Origin of the sequence: Janthinobacterium glycogeni (genome assembly GCF_051380725.1) — a bacterium.
In the GTDB taxonomy this organism is placed as follows: Bacteria; Pseudomonadota; Gammaproteobacteria; order Burkholderiales; family Burkholderiaceae_D; genus Janthinobacterium.
The window spans coordinates 374,883-393,736 of the sequence record NZ_JBNYXP010000001.1; the positions used below are offsets into that span (position 1 = coordinate 374,883).

An 18,854-nucleotide genomic window follows, 5' to 3' on the forward strand; every position below is an offset into this window, starting at 1 on the left:
GCAATCGATCCACGGCCACCAGGCAAAAATCATGGTGGTGGATGACGATGTGCGCCTGCGCGATCTGCTGCGGCGCTACCTGACCGAGCAGGGTTTCAATGTCTTCACGGCAGAGAGCGCGACGGCCATGAACAAGCTGTGGCTGCGCGAACGCTACGACCTGCTGGTGCTCGACCTGATGCTGCCGGGCGAAGACGGCCTGTCGATCTGCCGCCGCCTGCGCGGTGCGGGCGACCAGACGCCGATCATCATGCTGACGGCCAAGGGCGAGGACGTGGATCGCATCGTGGGCCTGGAAATGGGTGCCGACGACTACCTGCCGAAACCGTTCAATCCGCGCGAACTGGTGGCCCGCATCGGCGCCGTGCTGCGCCGCAAGGGTCCCGATGAAATCCCGGGCGCGCCGTCGGAAACGCCGCAAACCTTCGAATTCGGCGACTTCGTGCTGGATCTGGGCACGCGCACCCTGAAAAAGAATGGCGAAACGGTGCCGCTGACCACGGGCGAATTTTCCGTGTTGAAAGTGTTTGCCCGCCATGCGCGCCAGCCGCTGTCGCGCGAGAAACTGATGGAACTGGCGCGCGGACGCGAATACGAAGTGTTCGACCGCAGCCTGGACGTGCAGATTTCGCGCCTGCGTAAACTGATCGAACCCGATCCGTCGAGCCCGCTGTTCATCCAGACCGTGTGGGGCCTCGGCTACGTCTTCATCCCGGACGGACAGCCGCGCTGATCGCTGGTGAGGCATGATGAAGCTTGTTCCCGATATCAGCCTGGCGCGGCTGAAAAGCGGCCTGTTCTGGCGCACCTTTTTGCTGCTCGGCACCTTGACCACGGTCAGCATGATCACCTGGATCGGCATGATTTCCGTCATCCAGCGCGAGCCGCAGGCGCAGCAGATTTCCGCCCAGATCATTTCCGTCGTCACCATCACACATGCGGCACTGACGCACTCGGCTCCCGAACTGCGCCGCGAGCTGCTGTTCGACCTCGTCAGCAACGAAGGCATCCGCATCTTCTCGCTGGAAGAGGACGACCGCATCGAGCCGCCGCCCGACAATTACCTGATGCCCGAGATCGAGGCGCTGGTGAAGGCCAAGCTGGGCAAGGACACACGCTTTTCCGCGCGCGTCAACGGCGTGGCCGGCTTCTGGGTCAGCTTCAAGATCGACGACGACGAATACTGGCTGATGCTGGACCGCGAACGCCTGCGCGGCCTCACGGGCTTCCAGTGGCTGGGCTGGGCCAGCCTGGTGTCGCTGCTGTCCCTGCTGGGCGCGGCCATCATTTCCAGCCTGATCAATCTGCCGCTGTCGCGTTTGACGGCGGCCGCGCGCGACATCGCCAAGGGCAAGCAGCCGGCGCCGCTGCCGGAAAAAGGCCCGATCGAGATCATCGAGGCGAACCGCAGCTTCAACCAGATGGTCGATGACCTGAAACAGGTGGAATCGGACCGCGCCGTGATCCTGGCAGGCATTTCGCACGACTTGCGCACGCCGCTGGCGCGCATGCAGCTGGAAGTGGAAATGGCCAACCTGTCGGACGAGGCGCGCGAAGGCATCCAGTCCGATATCGGGCAAATGGACGCCATCATCGGCCAGTTCCTCGACTACGCCAAGCCGACGGAAGCGTCGAGCTTTACCGACGTCGACCTCAGCGGTTTGCTGACCGACATGACGCGCGAAGCGATGCGCCTGCCGGACGTGAAGATCAACGCCACCATCGCCGACGGTGCGCATGCGATGGGCAACCCCACCGACCTGCGCCGCGTGCTCAACAACCTGATCGAGAATGCGCGCCGCTATGGCAAGACGCCGGGCAGCGACATGACGGAAATCGACATCGCCTGCCACGTGCGCACCAGCCACGGCGCGAAAAAGGTGATCATCGAGGTGCAGGACCACGGCACGGGCGTGCCGGCGGAAAAGATCGAGCAGCTGATGAAGCCGTTCACCCGCCTCGACACGGCGCGCGGGCAAGCCAATGGCGCCGGGTTGGGCCTGGCCATCGTCGACCGCGTGCTGCTGCGCCACGGCGCCGAATTGCAAGTGCGCAACCGCGAAGGCGGCGGCCTGGCGTTTCAGATCAGTTTGCCGGCGGTATAAGCGGCGTTGGTCGGTGTAGGTCGGCTTAGCGCAAAGCGCGTAAGCCGACACCACCAGCGGCCTTGGCCAACAATGTGGTCGGATTACGCGAGGCAAGGCCTCGCTAATCCGACCTACGCCGCCCGATGCAGGCTCCGGCACCTACTGGTGTTTCAGATCAGTTTGCCGGCGGTGTAATTTATGTAGGTTGGATTAGCACGGCATCGCCGTGCGTAATCCAACGCCTACGCCGTCCGACAACGGTCAAGCGGACGCCGGCTCCTGCGCCAGCAATTTACTCATCAACAATTCCGTCGCCCCATAACCGTACAGGGAATCGCTTTCCATGCCCGGCGTGTCGAAGGGAATTGATTCCTCTCGGTTCAGCTTGGCAGGATCGGCGTCCGCATAGCTGGCGCGCCAGGCGCGCTGCAAGGATTCATTGCGGCGGATAAAGGCCGGCATGGGCCAGGCATCGCGCTCCCAGTGAGCGCTGTCGCCCAGCAAGGGCCAGCGCTCGTTGAGCAGGGCCATGTCGCCCGTGCGCAGGCGGCGCACGGCCTGTTCCGGCCGCAAGCCTTCCAGCTCTTCCAGCGTGGGCAAGCTGTCGCGCTTCGGCCCGAACATATACGCCAGCATGATGCGCCCGGCTGGCGCCCTGCGCGCCACCACGCCGACGGCATAACCGCCGCCCGGCAGGGGCACGGCAAACCAGCTGCCTTCTCGGTATGGTAATGATTTCATTTCTGCAGACTCCCCCAAAATCGTGTTCGGGGCACAGTCTACGCGAAGCAAAGGCTGGATGGCGCATGGTACGCCACAACAACAAACCAATAGTTACAATATTTTCTCGTCATAGTGATATTGGGCAACAATCGGCCCCGCCTTGAACAGCGCTTCCTTCATGGCCGCATCGAGGCGCGCGTCGCGGCGGCGCATCCATTCGAGCAGCATGGCCGCCTCCTTGCGGCTCGTGTCGCCCGCATGCGCGAGCACGCGGCGCAGCTCCGGGTCCGTGCACGCCTCGAAGCGCTGGCTGTTCAAGTCCAGCGCCTGCAGCGCGGCGATGGTGGCGCCGATGGCGCGGTGCATATCGAGCGCGGTGGCCGGCAGGCCGGATTCTTCCAGTGGGACGGTGGTCATGCGCATTCCTTTTCGCGTGGTGGTGACATCGGCTGCATTCTCCACCGCGCGGACGAAAAGCTCAAGCGTCCACGACACGTTTCCACCCGTTCGGCCATAATCATGGTTCAGCAACAGCCTCAACCTCGGCAGCGGGAGCCCCATGTTCAATTTCGACTTTTACAATCCGACGCAAATCCTCTTCGGCCAGGGCCAGATCGCCGCCATCGCCGGCCTGATCCCGCCGCAGGCGCGGGTCCTGATGACCTACGGCGGCGGCAGCATCAAGCAGAACGGCGTCTACGATGAAGTCAAGGCGGCGCTGGCCAGCCACACGGTGCTCGAATTTGCCGGCATCGAACCCAATCCCAGCTACGAAACCCTGATGCAGGCCGTGGCCCTCGTGAAAAGCGAGCGCATCGATTTCCTGCTGGCCGTCGGCGGCGGCTCCGTGGTCGACGGCACCAAGTTCATCGCCGCCGCCGCCCTGCACGAGGGCGAGGCCTGGGACATCCTGGCCAAAGGCGGCAAGATCGTCGAAGCCGCCCTGCCCTTCGGCACGGTGCTCACGTTGCCGGCCACGGGTTCCGAAATGAATGGCTCGGCCGTGATCACGCGCAAGGCCACGCAGGAAAAGCGCTCGTTCATGAGCCGCAAGGTGTATCCGAAATTCTCCGTGCTGGACCCGTCGAAAACGTTCACCTTGCCGCTGCGCCAGGTGGGCAATGGCGTCGTCGATGCGTTCGCGCATGTGATGGAGCAGTATCTGACCTACCCCGTGAATGCGTCCGTGCAAGACCGCTTCGCCGAAGGTATTTTATTGACCCTGATCGAGGAAGGCCCGAAAGCCCTGTCGCACCCAGACGACTACGACGTGCGCGCCAACGTGATGTGGAGCGCCACCCTGGCCTTGAACGGCCTGATCGGCGTGGGCGTGCCGCAGGACTGGTCCACGCACGCCATCGGCCACGAATTGACGGCCCTGTATGAACTCGATCATGCGCAGACGCTGGCCATCATCCTGCCCAGCATGCTGCGCGTGCGCAAGCAGGCCAAGCGCGCCAAGCTGCTGCAATATGCGGCCCGCGTCTGGGGCCTGGACGGCGGCGACGAGGATGGCCGCATCGAGGCGGCCATCGCGCGCACGGAATTCTTCTTCCGCCACATGGGCGTCAAGACGCGCCTGGCCGACTATGGCCTCAACCACGCCAGCGTGGACGCCGTCGTGTCCGCCCTGGAAGCGCACGGCATGACGGCGCTGGGCGAACAGCGCGACATCACGCCCGCCGTCAGCCGCAAGGTGCTCGAACTCAGTTTGTAGATTCGCTACACACTGTTGTAAAACGGTCGGCCAGCGGGACAGCCGGCCGTGCTTCATGCTAAGCTGTCATTTCGCTAGGGGTCCTGGAGCAGTCATCCGGGTGAGAGATACCCTTCGTACCTGATCTGGATAATGCCAGCGAAGGAAAGCGCAAAGTACCTCCCTCCTTTGATAGCTCCTGCGTTGGCGCCAGCCGAACAAGCAGCCTGCCGTGCTCTTTCCCGAGACGGCTTGAACCACGAGCAATCTATGTCCACACCGAATTTATCCGTTTCTGTATTGACCCTGGCGATCCTGCACGCGTTTGCCGCGCCCGCCTTTGCCGCGAATGACACACCCGAAGCCGCCGACCCGCAAGCCCAGAGCATGGCCGAAGTCGTCGTCACGGCCAGCAAGGCGCCGGCCGCCAAGCGCGCCTCCGTCGGCGGCTTTAGCGACGCGCCGCTGCTGCAGACGCCCGCATCCGTCACCGTCATTTCGCAGAAAGACATGCAGGACTTACAGATCCGCAATCTCAGCGACGCCGTCAAGCTCGACACCAGCATCAACGACGCCTACAACGCCGTCGGCTATGCGGAACAGTTTTCCATTCGCGGCTTCAAGCTCGACAACAATTCCAGCTACCGCAAGGATGGCGTGGCCATTCCTGGCGACACGCAAATTCCGCTGGAAAACAAGGAACGCATCGAAGTGCTGAAAGGCCTGGCCGGCTTGCAGGCCGGTGTGGCCGCGCCGGGCGGCGTGATCGACTTCATCGTCAAGCGCCCGACCGCCGCGCCGCTGCGCAGCGTCACCGTGGAAACGCGCGAGCGGGGCACCCTGTACGGCGCGGTCGATCTGGGCGGCCGCCTGGAAGACACGCGCTTCGGCTACCGGATCAACGTGGCGGCCGAGCGCCTGCGCTCCTACATCAAGGGCGCCGATGGCAACCGCAAGTTCATTTCCGGCGCCTTCGACTGGCAGATTTCGCCGCAAGCGCTGCTGCAGCTCGATGCCGACTACCAGGACAAGGCGCAGGCAACGGCGCCCGGCTTCCAGTTGCTGAACAATAAAACCTTGCCGACCGGCATCAGCGCCGACGCCATGCTCAACCTGCAGCCGTGGACGCGCCCTGTGGAAACCGTCACCAGCAATCTCGGCCTGCGCTTCCAGTACGCCTTCAATGACGACTGGCGCGCCACCCTGTCGGCCAACCAGCACTCGTTCAAGCGCGACGATTACACGGCCTTCCCGTATGGCTGCAGCGGACAGGACCTGTACCCCGGCTTCTGCGGCAATGGCGACTACGACGTGTACGATTACCGCAGCCTGGGCGAGACGAAAAAACCGCTGAGCGCGCAAGCCATGATCCAGGGCAAGTTCGCCACCGGTGCCCTGCGCCATGAATTCACGGCCGGCGTCTCGACCTTCCGCCGCAAGGACCGCGCCGGCCTGTACGTGTACGACTGGGTGGGCGTGAGCAATATCTACCAGCCGCAGATCGTCGGCACCTCGCCCGGCGTCACCGGCCCCGTGCGCCTGGTGCGCAAGGACACGGAAAACGCCGTCTTCGTGCAGGATATCGTCAGTCTGGCGCCGAACTGGAAGCTGCATGGCGGCGTGCGCCATATCGATGTCGACGGCTACCAGTACGTGCTGAAGGCGGACAAGGAAATCCGCGCCAAGCACGACTTCCTGCTGCCGAACGTCTCGCTCGTCTACACCCCGCTCGACAATGTCTCCGTGTATGCGGCCTATTCGCAGGGCATGGAGCATGGCGGCACGGCCGACCGCAAGGCGATGAATGCCAACGAAGAGCTGTCGCCGAGCCGCTCGAAGCAGATCGAATTCGGCGTCAAAGCCGACCTGACGCCGGACTTCATGGTGGCGGCCAGCCTGTTCCAGATCCGCAAGGGCCTGGAATTCCAGAACACGGCCGGCTACTTCGTGCGCGAAGGCCAGGCCCAGCATCGTGGCCTGGAATTGTCGGCCCAGGGCAAGGCATCGTCCAGCCTGAGCCTGGGCGCCTCCGTGACGGCCCTGAACAGCCAGCAGTCAGGCACGGGCAATGTGGACCTCGACGGCAAGCGCGTGCCCAACGTGCCCGCCTTCAAGGCGGCCGTGCATGCGGACTACGCCGTGCAGCAGGTGGCGGGCTTGAGCGTCAATGGCAGCTGGGAATTTGCGGGCAAGAAAGCGTTTGAGTACAACAACACGACCTTCGTGCCGTCGTACCACGTGTTCAACCTGGGCGCCGCCTGGGCCACGCGCATCGCCGGCACGCGCGCCGTGCTGCGCGCCGCCGTCAACAACGTGGCCGACAAGTTCTACTGGCGCGACGTGACGCCGGAATCGGACGGTTATCTGTACCCGGGCGCCAGCCGCACGGTCAAGGTGTCGGCGCAGTTCGATTTTTAATTCCTGTAAAGATTGATCCGGGGCGCAAGAGGCCTGGCACGGGGACGGCGGCAAGGATGGCGAAGAGGCTGGAAATATTTCCCAATAGGAATTGATTTTATTGCTACAATAAATATCATTATTTGCAACCATCCACCCTTGCCGATGCCTACACTGCCACGCGCCTTGCCCTTACTCGTCGCCGTCCTGTTCCCGACTTTGACGGCCAACGCTGCCTGGTCGGCAGAGCAACTCATCCCCATCGAACATTTCACCAAGCGCGATGCCGTCAGCAAGCTGCGGCTTTCGCCAGATGGCAAGCATTTGGCCGTGACGGTGCAAGTTCCCCAGGGTGAACGCATGGTTCCCACCATCGGCATCTACAGCCTGCCCGAGATGCAACTGGTCGGCACGCTGCGCCTGCGTATCTTTGAAGTGCCTATGAGCTACTTCTGGCTGAACAACCGGCGCCTCGTCATGCGCAAGGGTGAGGAACAAGGCTCCCTCGAAAAGCCCATGTCGACAGGAGAAATCCTCGCCTTTGACCTCGACGGCAACAAGCAGGAATATTTGTATGGCTATGAAATGTTCCGCTCATCAAGCCGCGGACAGTATCAGGACGATTATGGCTACGCCTATATCAATACCATTCCCCGGCCGCGCACGGGCCATGTCTTTCTGTCCGCCCAGGACTGGGATCGCGACCGCTCGATGCTGTATGACGTGGACAGCAAACAGGGCGTGCGCAAGCTGATCGCCAATATTGCCGCGCCGCGGCTGAGTTACATCTTGCAGAATAATCAGGTGCCACGTTTTGCCTATGGCTGGAACGACGAGCTCGCTCCCATCTTGTACCGCTATGACGATGCCAGCAGCGAATGGCGTCTGCATGCGATGCAAAAAGGCAGGAATTTTATTCCATTCCAGTTCACGCCGGACGACAGCGCGTTTTTCGCCTTTCAGAACAACGATAACGGCCCGCATTCGCTGATACGTCAAGAACTTGCAAGCGGCAAACAAACTACCCTGGCGCAGGATGCCGTCGGCGACGTCAGCACTGCCATGCTGGCGCCCGACGACACGCCATTTGCCGTCGTCATCGAGATCGGCAGGCCACGCACCGTGTACGTCGACCCTGCCAGCGATAGCGCCAGACTGCACCAGCAATTGAGCGCCTCGTTTCCGGACGATCATGTCCAGTTCATCAATTTCACGGACGATGGCGCCACCTTGCTGTTTTCCGTTTCCAACGACCGCGATCCGGGCAGCTATTACCTGTATCACAAAGCCAGCAACAAGGCCGACCTGCTGTATGCGACCATGGCCGACATCAATCCGGAACAGATGGCCCCGCGCCGGCCGATTGCCTTCAAGGCACGTGACGGATTGGACCTGCATGGCTACCTGACCATGCCGAAGCATGCTCCCGGCGTCAAGCTGCCTCTGGTGGTGATGCCCCATGGCGGCCCGCATGGCATCGCCGACACCTGGTATTTCGATAGCGACGCCCAATTCCTTGCCAGCCGCGGCTATGCGGTGCTGCAGGTAAATTACCGAGGCTCCGATGGTCGCGGCGAGCGCTTCCGGCGCGCCGGCTATCGCCAATGGGGCACGCTGATCCAGGATGATATCCTTGACGGCCTGGCGGCCGTGCTGGCGCAGGGAGAAGTCGATGCCAGCCGCGTCTGTTCGTATGGCGCCAGCTTCGGCGCGTATGCGGCCATGATGCTGCCTATCCGTGCGCCCGGCGCCTTCAAATGCGCGATTGGCTATGCCGGCGCGTATGAACTGAAGCTGCTGCAGGACGCCCCCATCACGCGCCGACTCAAGTATGTGCGGCGCGAGTTCCAGGACTATGTGGGCGAGGATACGCGCGAACTCGACGCCATTTCACCGAGCCAGCAAGCGCAGCGAATCAAGGTGCCGGTGCTGCTCATCCATGGCGACAAGGATGAGACCACGCCGCCCGTGCACGCCGAGCTGATGCGCAAGGCGCTCATTGCCGCCAATAACGCGCCTGAATGGATGATGGTGGAAGACGAGGGCCATGGCTTTTACAAGACGCGCAACGCCACCGCGATGTATCGGAAACTGGAAGCATTCCTGCACCAGCATATTGGCAAGCCTTAACGCTGCAGGACTGCCGCAGCCCCCGCCATCCAGCCGTCAACCTGCTTCAAGCGCTGCGCGAGTGGACCGCTGACCAGCAGGTAGGCGATGCCGCGCGCGTCCAGCTCGTCGAGCAGGTAGCGGTAGATCAGCTGGCGCACGGCTTCCGATTCGCGCTGCAAGCCGTCTGGCGTCCAGGGGCTGTCGGGGGCCGTCACGATGGTCGCGTCGTATTGATGGCCGGCGGCCAGCGCCGCCAGTTGCGCATCGGCGCCATTGAAATAATGGCGGCTGTAGACCGCCGTCATCAGCGGCGTCGTATCGCAGAACAGATAGTTGCGGGCCTGCGCGGCGGCCGCGTCTTCGCGTTCAACTTGCGTACGCGCAATCCCATACTGGTCTTCCGCCACGGGCACCCTGCCCTGCGTGGCGACGAATTCACGTAAATACTCAGGCACCCAGACGGTGCCGTAGCGCTCGGCCAGGGCGGCCGCCAGGGTCGACTTGCCCGACGATTCCGCGCCCAGGATCGCCACGCGCACCAAAGGCGCCATCACTTGAGTGCCATGGCATCGGGCGCGGCCGGCGCTGCTTTTTTCCACGCCAGCAAGCCGATCGTGGCCATGACGACAAACACGGCATACAGGATGGCCGTCAGGGTCAGGTCCTTGTGCAGGTACAGCCACACGTACAGCACGTCGACGACGATCCAGACGATCCAGTTTTCCAGCTTCTTGCGCGACAGCAGGAATTGCCCCACCAGGCTGCCTGCGGTGAGGAAACCGTCCGCGTGAGGCACGTCCGTGTCGGTCGAGGTCAGCAGCCAGGCCAGCAGCACAAAGCCCGCCAGCCACGCCAGGACGCTGCCCAGCCAGCCGCGCGCGCCCAGGCGCGTGACGGGCAGGGTCGTGCCGCCGCTGGCCGGATGCAGCCACTGGTACCAGCCCCAGAACGAGACGCTGATGAACAGCAGTTGCAAGGCCATGTCGCCATACAGGCGCGATTCGAAAAACACGAAACCGTAGGCGGCAGAGGAAATGATGGCGAACAGCCACGCCCAGTGATTCTGGCGGATGTTCAGCGCAACGGTTGTCAGTGCCAGGACAAAGGAAATCAGTTCAAGCGGCGTGGTGGCAAAACCCAGCAGGAGAAGCGTATCGTTCATGGGAATCGTGATGAGGCTGGTGGTGCAGTATGCAATACCGGCCATGAATAAGCAAGATTGCCCGCACCGTCACGCCCCTTCCCTGCCCGGCCCGCTCAGGCAAAGCCGCCCTTGACGGCGCGCGCCAGCGAACGCCGCACGATCAGCTTGTGGAAAGGCCGGATCAGCAGGATGTAGGCGCGTCCCACCCAGTTATGGCAATGCACGACGCTGGACATGGTGACGCTGCCATGCCGCCCCGTATCGCGGTCGCGCAGCACGGACAGGCGGAAATCGAGGTGGCTGTCATCCTCGCCCACGATGATCTCGTCGTCGCTGACGGCATAGATGCGGAAGATGCCGATGCGCTTGCCTGGCTTGGCTTCCATCTGCCTGGCCGTCTTGATGCCGAAGCGCGCCACGATGGCGTCGCGCAACACCATCAGCTTGTGCGCCCAGCCCGGCTGGCTGCCCAGCAGCACGCGCGCCAGGCTTTGCATGTCCATCTGGCGCGCCTGCGCGGTGGGCAAGTCGACGGCGTACGCGTCGGCCAGGTTGCTGCCCGGGTACAGGGGGGCGATGCTGGCGCCGGGCGGCAAGGCCACGGCGCGTACCACGTTGTTCATCTCTTGCATGCGATCTCCATGTGTTCAGTGATAACATGGCCATCATACACGACAATGTGAACAGCGATAACATAGAATGACGACAACGAGTACCTATCATCACGGCAACTTGCGCGACACCCTGGTCTCCGCCGCCATCGCGCAACTGGCGCAGCAGCACGACGCCGCCCTCTCGCTGCGCGAACTGGCGCGCACGGTGGGCGTGTCGATCGCCGCCGTGTACCGCCACTTCCCCAGCAAGGAAGCCTTGCTGGCCGACGTGGCGGCGGCCGGCTTCGCCAGCCTGATCGCCAAATGGGAGGCCGAACTGCCGCCGCAGGGCAGCCTGCCCGCCGAGCAGCGTTTTCAGCTGCTGGGCCAGCAATACATCGAATTCGCCCTGGCCGCACCGGCCCACTACCGGCTGATGTTCGAGCACCAGGACGTGCGCCAGTTCCCCGCCCTGCAGGAGGCGGCGCAGGCATGCTTCCAGTACGTGCTGCAGACGGCCGGCGCGGCCGTGCGCGAAGCGGGCCTCGATGCGCGCTGGGACAAGGCCGCCGCCAGCGCCGGCTGGTCGCTGGGCCATGGCTACGTGATGCTGCTGCTGAGCGGCCGGCTGGCCATGACGGAGGGTGGGGACGATTTGTCGCCGGCCATGGTGCCGCGCTTTTTTCAGTTGCCGGTGGAGGCGCTGATGCAGGCTGCCTTGCCAGGCGGGACAATCGCAATACGGCAACATTGAACTCGTTTTCGGCAAGCGCCACCTTCAGGAACGAATGAGTCATGCACAACACATCGCTGGACACGCTCTCCGTGATCGCCAGGCAATGCCTTGCGCTCACGTGCCTGCAACGCTTTTGCCGGCGCTTTGATATTGACCATCCGGCGCTGTCCGCGTTCGCCGGCCATGTGTGGAAAGTGGCGCAGCTCGCGCCTGGGGATTTTGCTGCGTGGGAGCGCGGCTTTGCATCCCTGGCTGTCACGGGCATGGGCGACCCCTGGCCGGACGACATCCGCATGGCGCTGCACGGACACCTGCTTGGCGAACTGGAGGAACTTGTACAGCATGTGCTGGAAACGAGCGCCTGTACCTGGCATGGCGACGATCTTCCGGCAAGCCGGCGGCAGCTGGAAGCCGTCCTGGCTATCTGTGCCCGGCATGGCGTGACGGCACCGCCGCTTGAACACTATGTGCAGCACGATGCGGCGCTGCGTGGCGGCTGGGGACCGATGCTGACGGACGAGGAAGTCAGGCGCTGGCAAGCCCTGACATAGCCGGCGGACGGCAAGGACAGCGGACGGTCACGCCGGAAGGCCCTGGCGCACCTGGTCGAGCAACCGCTCCTCTTCCTCCGTATCGGCATCAACTTGCGTGACCACGGTCCAGAAACGCGCGCACGTCCTGATCTGCCCGAAAGCATGGCGCGTTTCCAGCTGCACCATGGTTTTCCTCAGGCTGTGCAGATAGCCTGCCTCGATGGCGCAGAGCAGTTCCTCATCGGCGGCATCGATCAGCTCGCTTAGCGCGCCTTCGATCCTGGCGTAGCCCTCCTCCCACAGCTGGCCGATTTCCGGCACGTCGGCTTCCATGCACTCGTTCGACCAGTCCGGAGGATAGTCACCGCGCTCCCGGTTGTCGGGATCGGTGTCAAAGCTCAGCGAAAGGGAGGGAAACGATACGGCGTTGAAGGCAAAGGCGAAAAATGCCTGGTCCTTGAAAGCGGACGCGCCCAGCACGGCCAGCGACGCGTTGGTCAGCCTGAACAAGGTTGCTTCGACGTCGTATGCCGTTTCAAATGTCTGCCAGTCAAGTGGTAAAGCGGGAGTCGGGGGCATCGGTTGTCCGGTCGAAAAAGGATGGCGGTGAATCGTAACAACAATTATACGAGGCACTTCCAGCGCGGCACGCGGCAGCACGCGTACCGTGCGCATGGGCGCCAGGGGGCGATTTATCTCGGTGGAAGATTGACGCTGAATGACTTGCTGTACTTGCTCATGATCTGCCTGATCTCGCCGCTGGCCGAGAGTTTCTTGACCGCCTCTTTGAGTGCCCGCGTCGTTTCCGGCTGTGCGGTTTTCTTGGAAACAAACAAAATGAAATCGTTGCTGCCCAGCACAAGCGGCACGCCAATCTCTTCCGGTTTCACGCCGGCCATGTACGCGCCGTAAAACAGGCCCAGGCTGGAGCCTATCCCCGCGTCCAGTCGTCGCATGGCCAGCATTTTTGCCATGGTGACGTAATCATTGACGGGATACTTCTGGATCGCATTGTCGCTGTCGAATTGCTCCACATATTTGCTGGTGCGTACCACACCGACGGTCTTGCCATGCAGTTCGCTCAGCTTGCTGTAATTCTTGCCGGATGGGCCGACGAGGATGATGGGCATGGAGACGATGACGTCGACCGGCACCGCGCCGCGCGTCATTTGATCGTTGCCGAAGCGTATGGTCACGTCGGCGATCCCGTTTTCAATATCGGCGGCGGTTCTGGGATAAGGGACCAGGGAGTTGGTATAGCGCAAGCCGGCAACTTCCGCGATGCGATTGCCGATTTCGTACATCATGCCCGTGGGCTGGCCGTCGCTCCCGATGAATCCCCAGGGCGCACCGAGTATGGTGGCAATCCTGAGCGGTTCGCCGATCGCCTGGCAAGGCAGCGCCAGCAGGGTCGCGACAATGGCCAACAGCCTGACAACTTTCATTTCCATCACTTTTTTCAGGTTGGTGAACGCAACTGGTTCCGCGCATAGTGTATGCCCGATTTGCCTGGATGTACTACATAACGATCAATTATCCATCATCGTTGTGCTGCTGGAAGGGCCGCGCCTGGTGCGCCGCCCTATCCGATATCAGGAAGGGACATATCCATCCAATGCCACGTCACCTCGTCGCCAGGCAAATCGAGCAGCCAGTCGCGGCGCGGTCGCGGGAACGGCGCGCCCTGGGTCAACCACGTCTGGCGCCAGTACTGGTTGACGATGGCCTGCAGCGGATGGTCGGCCGCTACCCTCGGTTGCCAGACGCCGCTGACCGGACACGCTTGCCCGCAAGCACAGCTCAACCATGGCTCGGGCCGCGCCACCTCGCGCAGCAAGCCGCGCGCCGCGCGCGGTTCCACTGCCCCATGATTGTGCCGTATCGTCAGACACTGTTCCCACGTCACCGGGCCATAACGACTCCTGCCATCGGCATCGAGCACGCTGAAATGGGGGAACGCTTCGCCTTTGTGAAATAGCCGGGCCGGCTCCGTCACACCCTGCCCAGTGGCGGGTTGCCAGTATGCGGAAAACGGCGCGCTCGGCGCATCGCTGTGCAAGCTGGTAGGCCGCAGCGCATAGTCGGCGGCCAGGAAATACGGCTCTGTTGAAAGCGAGGCGGCGCTCGGCTGCGGGATGGCGGGCGGCGGGCTGACGCCCTTGGCGGCATGCAGCAAGGTATCCCTGTCGCCATTCCAAGGCGGCAGATCGGCTGGAGGAAGCGGTAGCACCTTGTCCAGATTGGGAAAACGCGCATTGGGATTGAATCCCAACTCACGACCAAGTACGCCGTAACGTTCCGCTCGGGCCTTATCAATATACGGAACCAGCATATTTGCAAGATCAAACGGATCGCCAAATTCAATCGTGAGTTTGTTTGCGCATTTCTCGCAGCCCAGCCTTACTCCAGTATGTAATACTTGCAAGGCACGCTCTTTGGTTTCAGCTGTTCTTTCCCCATCAGAAGTGCCGTCAGGCGTTCTCAATACAACATATAAATAAGATAAATCATACGCGGGTGGACCATATCCCTGCCCCAGCGCGCACTCCATCATCTTGATAGCCACAGGAATATTCCCCCACATTTCAGCACCCGGATAATCCTTTCCTGCAGTGAGTTTTTCTCCTAAATAACCCAGCGCTTGCGGGTTGCCCATCAGCGCCGCCTTTTGCCAGAAGGCATAAGCCCGGGTGGAGTCGCCTGCCACGCCCGTACCGTTCGCATAATAGGTTCCCATCCGGTCATACGCCGCTGGTATGCCCAGCAGCATCGCCTTTTCCACCAGTTGCACCGCTTCTTCCTCACCATGCATGGGATCGCGCCCTTCCACATACAGGCTGGCCAGATTGAGCATCGCCTTCCAGTGCAACCGCTCCGCCGCCTGACGCGTCAGATCGACGATTTTTTTATAGTCGCGGTCTTCCACGAAAATTTCAGGGTCTTCCATGGCGCGCGCTTCGCGAAACCAGTCCTCCGCTTGCGCATCGATGGGCGGCACCTTGCTTGCCTCGGTTTCACAGATAAAATCCGCGACATGGGGATTGAAAAGTGGCAGGCTTTGCTTGCGTGGCAGGACTTTGTCGTCTGGCATTTTGCAGGCAAGCAGGCAGCACAGGAAGATAAGCGATGCGTATTGATTCCTATGCATTGTGTGCTCCATCGCTGCCGCGCCGCCCTATCCGATATCAGGAAGGGACGCATCCATCAAATGCCACATCACCTCGTCGTCAGGCAAATCGAGCAGCCAGTCGTGGCACGGTCGCGGGAACGGCGCGCCCTGGCTCAGCCACGTCTGGCGCCAGTACTGGTTGACGATGGCCTGCAGCGGATGGTCGGCCGCCACCCACGGTTGCCAGACGCCGCTGACCGGACAGGCTTGTGCGCAAGCACAGCTCAACCATGGCTCGGGCCGCGCCACCTCGCGCAGCAAGCCGCGCGCCGCGCGCGGCTCCACGGCCCCATGGTTGTGCCGTACCGTCAGACACTGTTCCCACGTCACCGGGCCGTAACGGCTCTTGCCAGCGGCATCGAGCACGCTGAAATGGGGGAACTCTTCGCCTTTGTGAAATAGCCGGGCCGGCTCCGTCAAACCCTGCCCAGTGGCGGGTTGCCAGTACGCGGAAAATGGCGCGCTCGGCGCATCGCTGTGCAAGCCGGTAGGCCGCAGCGCATAGTCGGCGGCCAGGAAATACGGCTCTGTTGAAAGCGAGGCGGCGCTCGGCTGCGGGATGGCGGGCGGCGGGCTGACGCCCTTGGCGGCATGCAGCAAGGTATCCCTGTCGCCATTCCAGGGCGGCAGATCGGCGGGGGGCAGTGGCAATACCTTGTCCAGATTAGGAAAGCGCGCATTGGGATTGAATCCCAGTTCACGATTGAGTACCGCATAACGTTCGCCGCGAGCTTTATCCACATATGGCGCCAGCATATCAGCAAGATCAAAAGGAGAACCAAATTCAATTGCCAATGCGCTCGCACATTCTGCGCAGCCAAACTTGACTCCCTCATGCAATACATTTAGAGCACGCTGTTTGGTTGTGGGAGTTCGATCGCCAATCTCATCGCCATTCGCAGCTCTTGGTATTGCATACAAATAGTGCAGGTTAAACGCTGCAGGCCCGTATCCTTGAGAAAGCGCACATGCCATCATTTTTATCGCTACAGGAATATTGGCCCAATATCCAGGAATAGCACCGTCTGTTCCCGCTCTTAATTTCTCTCCTAAGAATGCCATCGCCTGAGGGTTTCCCATGACAGCAGCCTTTTGCCAGAAGGCATAAGCGCGAGTGCTGTCGCCGTCAACGCCGGTGCCATTCGCATAATACGTCCCCATCCTGTCATAGGCGGCCGGTATGCCCAGCCGCATCGCCTTTTCCACCAGTTGCACCGCATCTTCATTACCATGTGAGGGATCGCGCCCTTCCACATACAGGCTGGCCAGATTGAGCATCGCCTTCCAGTGCAATCGCTCCGCCGCCTGACGCGTCAGATCGACGATTTTTTTGTAATCGCGGTCACCCACGAAAATTTCAGGATCTTCCAGGGCGCGTGCTTCGAGAAACCAGTCCTCCGCTTGTGCATCGATGGGCGGCACCTTGTTCGATTCGAGTTCACAAATGAAATCAGGAACATGCGGATTGAAGAGGGGCAGGCTTTGGTTGCGTGGCAAGACTTCTTCTTTGTCGTTTGGCATTTTGCAGGCGAATAAAGGGATACACAAGAAAACTACCAATACGGAACATGGCAGGCGAATGAATATATTCTGATACTTTTTCATGCTCACCCCAGACGTATGGTAGAACTTCGGCTATCTTCTAATGGCAACAAAAAACCAATCATTTTCTTTAATTTTGCTCCTCCTTGTTTTGCCAGCTTTTTCGTCCGATTGGCCTTCATTAAGTTTCCCCACTTTTCAAAAGCATCCACAATCTCCGCCTTCGTCCCTCCCCCGCCATCGACCAATCCCCCGCTATGCATGCGCCAAACCCGCTTGCGCAAATCGCGGGCCACTCGGCGGTCGATGGTGGCGATATTGATTTCGCTGTCGACGGCCATGCTGCGCTGGTTCAGGTTGGCGCTGCCCAAGGTCATGAACACGTCGTCGACCAGCATCAGTTTGGAATGGATGTAGATTTCACGGTAGCGCCAGCGGTCCTTGTCAAACGCGCTGACATTGAGCATGGCCACCGAGACCTTCAGCCCGAATTCGCTCTCGAGCGTCATCGCGCCGGGTTTGTTGATGCCGTTGGAGTGCCGCACCACGTCGGGCAACGTGACTTCAACCTCGTTGGTGATGCCGAACCCGCCTCTGACATGCCGGGTTTTCGGCCGCTTGTTGTAATCATCGATCATCTTGTTTTGCCCCGTCATGCCATCGTGCTGCCCCAGCGCCGCCAGCGTGTCGTGGGTGCGCGGCACCATCTGCGCCCGTTCGGGCACCGGGATGACGATGAACACATGCATGACCGGCATATCACGCATGGTCTTGCCGGCCTTGACACTGCCGGCCTTCCAGGCGGCGACCACCTTCTTGCGCTCGGCCAGCAAATGCTGCGCCCAATCCTCATATTGGAAATACTGGTTTTCCATATACAGGTAGCCGGCCGCCAGGCTGGCCTGGGTCACCGCGCGAAAATAGGTTTCCTTGATCGTCTTGTCTTGTTCCTCGGGCTGCGTCAGGACGATCTGCACGGTGGAGTCGCCCGGTTCGACCTTGCGTAACAGCCGCGCCGGTGGGCTGCCACATGGCAACTCCCGGCTAACACAGTCGGTGGAAGCCGAACGCGTGCGGTCGTCGATCGCGCGGTCCCATGCCTTCACGAAATTATTGTAGAGCGCGATCAGTGCACGGCCGCCGTCGATGCGGCAGGCGTAATCCTGGTACGGTTTCAGCGTGGCAAACCCGCCGTCCGCGGCCATTCCTTGCAAACACTCGCGCCGCTCATTGGCGCCGCCCTGTTCGCGGCGCGTGTCGTCGAGCAGATGGGCCGTCGTGTCCCAATAATCGGTCACGGAGTTCAGTCCCATCACGTAACCGACGGCCTTCGCCCCTTCTTCGTGGTCGAAATCGATCAGGACCGGCTTCTGATGATGCGTGCCCAGGTATTGCATGCCCGGCTTCTCGATTTCCCCCATCGTCAGGCCGCGCGGCTGGTTGATTTCGGTCGCGATACTCTTGCTGATCGCGGCGCTGTCGCCGTGCCGCAAGCGAATCTCCAGGCCCTCCAACAAGCCATGGAACGCGGCCGCATACCAGCTGTGGCAATATTCTTCACGCGCCAGCATCGGGATATCCTCAGGCGGGATCCTGTCGCCCCTGTAACCGCCGCTGATTATCGCTCTCGTGGCGACCGCGTGCTGCAACATCGCCAGGCTGGCTTTGGCGCTGATGTCGTCGGCGCGCCGTCCACCGATTTTCCACGGCGAGGTACCATGCGAATGGCCCGGCATATTGTGCACCATCGGTGAACCGATCCGGTCATACCAGATCAGCAGGCGCACCCTGACGTGACGCCGTGCGGCGGCGATCAGCAAGTCGCCAAACGTGTCACCACGCGGCCAGGTGGCGCTGTTGCCGCGCACCAGTTCCATGCCCGGGTCGAAGCCCCAGCAGCAGAGGTCAATCGAATGTTTAGCCTTGGCGATCTCGCTGGCGATGTCGGCGAACCCCTCCTGTCCGCAAATGAACAGCGTCAGCTTGTTGTTGTGCGTGATCGGGTGGCTGGCCTTGCCCTTCAGGTTGCGGTTTTCCAGCAGCCACTGGAGCGAACTGGTCGCAGTGCGTCCGACTTCGTCGATGTGCGTGGTTTCGATGCGGCCGCTCGATTCCGGCATGG

At 61.7% G+C, this 18,854-nt stretch carries 17 protein-coding genes and 1 riboswitch; of the genes, 7 read left to right on the top strand and 10 right to left on the bottom strand.

Annotated features, from left to right (window positions below; translation table 11 throughout):
• Positions 1-31 precede the first annotated feature (31 nt).
• Both ompR and ACQ4W4_RS01770 read left to right on the top strand, forming a co-directional pair.
• The gene (gene ompR, locus ACQ4W4_RS01765) at positions 32-733 is read left to right on the top strand and encodes an osmolarity response regulator transcription factor OmpR (protein ID WP_223278807.1); all 702 of its coding nucleotides are present in this window, start codon (positions 32-34) and stop codon (positions 731-733) included.
• Positions 734-746: 13 nt separating this feature from the next.
• Complete coding sequence (locus ACQ4W4_RS01770; RefSeq protein WP_436540541.1) at positions 747-2,105, top strand: sensor histidine kinase family protein; 1,359 nt, start codon at positions 747-749, stop codon at positions 2,103-2,105.
• A gap of 243 nt (positions 2,106-2,348) precedes the next feature.
• Here the strand turns inward: ACQ4W4_RS01770 and ACQ4W4_RS01775 are convergent, their stop codons facing one another.
• Both ACQ4W4_RS01775 and ACQ4W4_RS01780 read right to left on the bottom strand, forming a co-directional pair.
• Complete coding sequence (locus ACQ4W4_RS01775) at positions 2,349-2,828, bottom strand: Imm26 family immunity protein (RefSeq protein ID WP_436540542.1); 480 nt, start codon at positions 2,826-2,828, stop codon at positions 2,349-2,351.
• A 93-nt stretch (positions 2,829-2,921) separates the two neighbouring features.
• Positions 2,922-3,227, bottom strand: a complete 306-nt coding sequence (locus tag ACQ4W4_RS01780) for a ferritin family protein (RefSeq protein ID WP_070224179.1) — start codon at positions 3,225-3,227, stop codon at positions 2,922-2,924.
• A gap of 142 nt (positions 3,228-3,369) precedes the next feature.
• Between ACQ4W4_RS01780 and ACQ4W4_RS01785 the strand changes: the two genes are divergently transcribed.
• From ACQ4W4_RS01785 to ACQ4W4_RS01795, 3 genes are all read left to right on the top strand, one after another.
• A complete protein-coding gene (locus tag ACQ4W4_RS01785) occupies positions 3,370-4,527 on the top strand; it encodes an iron-containing alcohol dehydrogenase (protein ID WP_436540543.1) in 1,158 nt (385 codons plus the stop codon).
• 66 nt (positions 4,528-4,593) lie between these two features.
• A riboswitch (TPP riboswitch) is annotated at positions 4,594-4,691 on the top strand.
• 85 nt (positions 4,692-4,776) lie between these two features.
• A complete protein-coding gene (locus ACQ4W4_RS01790; protein WP_436540544.1) occupies positions 4,777-6,924 on the top strand; it encodes a TonB-dependent siderophore receptor in 2,148 nt (715 codons plus the stop codon).
• Positions 6,925-7,068: 144 nt separating this feature from the next.
• Positions 7,069-9,033, top strand: coding sequence for an alpha/beta hydrolase family protein (locus ACQ4W4_RS01795; RefSeq protein WP_436540545.1), 1,965 nt, complete (start codon positions 7,069-7,071; stop codon positions 9,031-9,033).
• Here ACQ4W4_RS01795 and ACQ4W4_RS01800 read toward each other — a convergent pair.
• The 3 genes from ACQ4W4_RS01800 to ACQ4W4_RS01810 form a co-directional block, all read right to left on the bottom strand.
• Entirely contained in the window at positions 9,030-9,566 is a 537-nt protein-coding gene (locus ACQ4W4_RS01800; RefSeq protein WP_436541109.1) for an AAA family ATPase, read from the bottom strand. The genes ACQ4W4_RS01795 and ACQ4W4_RS01800 overlap by 4 nt on opposite strands.
• Entirely contained in the window at positions 9,566-10,177 is a 612-nt protein-coding gene (gene pnuC, locus ACQ4W4_RS01805) for a nicotinamide riboside transporter PnuC (protein ID WP_436540546.1), read from the bottom strand. The genes ACQ4W4_RS01800 and pnuC overlap by 1 nt, the downstream gene beginning before the upstream one ends.
• Positions 10,178-10,272: 95 nt before the next feature.
• Positions 10,273-10,791, bottom strand: coding sequence for a DUF2867 domain-containing protein (locus tag ACQ4W4_RS01810; protein ID WP_436540547.1), 519 nt, complete (start codon positions 10,789-10,791; stop codon positions 10,273-10,275).
• Positions 10,792-10,858: 67 nt separating this feature from the next.
• On the opposite strand from ACQ4W4_RS01810, the gene ACQ4W4_RS01815 reads away from it, so the two are divergent.
• Both ACQ4W4_RS01815 and ACQ4W4_RS01820 read left to right on the top strand, forming a co-directional pair.
• A complete protein-coding gene (locus ACQ4W4_RS01815; protein ID WP_436540548.1) occupies positions 10,859-11,506 on the top strand; it encodes a TetR/AcrR family transcriptional regulator in 648 nt (215 codons plus the stop codon).
• Between the two features lie 41 nt (positions 11,507-11,547).
• Positions 11,548-12,039 (top strand): hypothetical protein, encoded by a 492-nt coding sequence (locus tag ACQ4W4_RS01820; protein WP_436540549.1) that lies wholly within the window; start codon positions 11,548-11,550, stop codon positions 12,037-12,039.
• 27 nt (positions 12,040-12,066) lie between these two features.
• Here ACQ4W4_RS01820 and ACQ4W4_RS01825 read toward each other — a convergent pair whose 3' ends face one another.
• From ACQ4W4_RS01825 to ACQ4W4_RS01845, 5 genes are all read right to left on the bottom strand, one after another.
• Positions 12,067-12,696 carry a hypothetical protein gene (locus ACQ4W4_RS01825; RefSeq protein WP_436540550.1) on the bottom strand — a complete coding sequence of 210 codons (630 nt, stop codon included), beginning with the start codon at positions 12,694-12,696 and terminating at the stop codon, positions 12,067-12,069.
• A 17-nt stretch (positions 12,697-12,713) separates the two neighbouring features.
• Complete coding sequence (locus tag ACQ4W4_RS01830) at positions 12,714-13,472, bottom strand: substrate-binding periplasmic protein (RefSeq protein WP_436540551.1); 759 nt, start codon at positions 13,470-13,472, stop codon at positions 12,714-12,716.
• A gap of 131 nt (positions 13,473-13,603) precedes the next feature.
• Positions 13,604-15,169: a tetratricopeptide repeat protein gene (locus ACQ4W4_RS01835; protein WP_436540552.1), complete on the bottom strand. Its 1,566-nt coding sequence runs from the start codon at positions 15,167-15,169 to the stop codon at positions 13,604-13,606.
• Positions 15,170-15,196: 27 nt separating this feature from the next.
• A complete protein-coding gene (locus ACQ4W4_RS01840; protein WP_436540553.1) occupies positions 15,197-16,795 on the bottom strand; it encodes a tetratricopeptide repeat protein in 1,599 nt (532 codons plus the stop codon).
• Positions 16,796-16,797: 2 nt separating this feature from the next.
• Positions 16,798-18,852, bottom strand: a complete 2,055-nt coding sequence (locus tag ACQ4W4_RS01845) for a phospholipase D-like domain-containing protein (RefSeq protein ID WP_436540554.1) — start codon at positions 18,850-18,852, stop codon at positions 16,798-16,800.
• Positions 18,853-18,854 lie beyond the last annotated feature (2 nt).